Source organism: Rhodococcus sp. (in: high G+C Gram-positive bacteria) (assembly GCF_049591685.1).
Taxonomy (GTDB): domain Bacteria; phylum Actinomycetota; class Actinomycetes; order Mycobacteriales; family Mycobacteriaceae; genus Rhodococcoides.
This window is the reverse complement of the sequence record NZ_JBAWFH010000284.1, coordinates 1-1,749: the sequence shown is the minus strand read 5'-3', so window position 1 is coordinate 1,749 and position 1,749 is coordinate 1. Positions and strand designations below refer to the sequence as shown.

Sequence of the window (1,749 nt, the reverse complement as noted above, 5' to 3'; positions counted from 1 at the left end):
CGGCTCGAGCGGGCCGTCCGCGGCGGGTGCGTCCCGAGTCACGCAACGCACCCGCCGCGGGCAGAGCGTCAGTAGCGGTCGACAACCGGTTCTGCCGGGAGGGTGTAACCCGAAGCACCGACGGTGCTGTTGAAGGCCTGCTCCCATGCACCGCTCGACACCATCTCTTCGATGGCGTCGTTGATCTGGTTGCGACCCTCGGTGTCGTCCTTCGCCAGGCCGATTCCGTAGTTCTCCGTGGTGAACGGCTCGCCGACAACCTTGAGCTCGCCGGGATACTGGGCGGCGTAGCCGGCGAGAATGATGTCGTCGGTGGTGACGGCGTCGATGGCACCGTTGCGCAGCGACTCGACGCAGGCGGAGTACGTGTCGTACGGCTGAAGCTGCACGTCGGGGTACTCGTCGGCGATTTTCTGGGCCGGTGTCGAACCGGTCACCGAGCACAGACGCTTACCGGCGAGCGTTTCCGGCCCGGTGATGTCGGTGTTGCCGTCGGCCACCAGCAGTGACTGTCCCGCAACGAAGTAGGGGCCGGCGAAGTCGACCTTTTCCTTACGCGTATCGGTGATGGAGTACGTGGCGACGACGTAGTCGACCTCGCCGTTCTGGATCAGCGTCTCGCGCTGGGCGGACGGGGCTTCCTTGAACTCGATGTTGTCCGCGGAGACGCCCAGCTTGTCGGCAACGTACTTGGCGACCTCGACGTCGAAGCCGCTGAAGGTGCCATCCGGGTTGCGAAGGCCGAGGCCGGGCTGGTCGTACTTGATGCCGACGACGAGGCTGCCGTTCTCGGCGCTCGAGGTGACGCTGCGTTCTTCGTTGCCGCCGCAGGCGGTTGCGACGATTGCCAGTGCGGCGAGTCCTGCGCCGAGACGTAGCGAACGATTGAGTTTCACTGTAGGTATTCCTCCGTGTTGTGAGCGTGTGTGTAGACGTGCGAGTGTCGGTGTCAGTGACCGAGAATCTTGCCGAGGAAGTCCTTGGCGCGATCGGATTTCGGTGCCGTGAAGAACGTGTCGGGGTCGGTGTCCTCGACGATCGCCCCGTCGGCCATGAAGATCACTCTGTCTCCGGCCTTGCGCGCGAAGCCCATTTCGTGCGTGACGACGAGCATCGTCATACCTTCCTTGGCCAGTGAGGTCATGACGTCGAGCACTTCGTTGACCATTTCGGGGTCGAGCGCCGAGGTCGGCTCGTCGAACAGCATCACCTTCGGGTTCATGGCGAGCGAACGTGCGATGGCAACGCGCTGCTGCTGTCCGCCGGAGAGCTGAGCGGGGTACTTGTCGGCCTGATTGGCGATGCCCACGCGCTCGAGCAGCTTCTGCGCGTTGGCTCGAACTTCGTCCTTCTCGAGCTTGCGCACTTTCTGGGGCCCGAGCATGACGTTCTCGAGGATCGTCTTGTGCGCGAAGAGGTTGAACGACTGGAACACCATGCCGACGTCGGCGCGTAGAGCAGCCAGCGCCTTGCCCTCGGCAGGCAGGACTGCTCCGTCGACCTCGATCGTTCCCGAGTCGATCGGCTCGAGCCGGTTGATCGTGCGGCACAGGGTCGACTTGCCCGACCCGGACGGGCCGATCACGATGACCACCTGTCCGGCAGGTACTTCGAGGTTGATGTCTTTGAGAACGTGCAGATCACCGAAATGCTTGTCTACCGATTTCAGGGAGATCATGGGTGGTCGATCGGCGAGAGCACCGGAACTCGGCGCGTCGGCGGCATGCGTCATAGGGCAGAACCCTATTC

Annotated in this window: 2 protein-coding genes; both read right to left on the bottom strand. The window is 63.5% G+C overall.

Annotated elements, in window-relative coordinates; all coding sequences use genetic code 11:
• Nucleotides 1-68 precede the first annotated feature (68 nt).
• Nucleotides 69-896: a glutamate ABC transporter substrate-binding protein gene (locus WBQ44_RS11915; protein WP_495566898.1), complete on the bottom strand. Its 828-nt coding sequence runs from the start codon at nt 894-896 to the stop codon at nt 69-71.
• Nucleotides 897-949: 53 nt separating this feature from the next.
• Nucleotides 950-1,678 carry an amino acid ABC transporter ATP-binding protein gene (locus WBQ44_RS11910; RefSeq protein ID WP_495566899.1) on the bottom strand — a complete coding sequence of 243 codons (729 nt, stop codon included), beginning with the start codon at nt 1,676-1,678 and terminating at the stop codon, nt 950-952.
• Nucleotides 1,679-1,749: the final 71 nt, after the last annotated feature.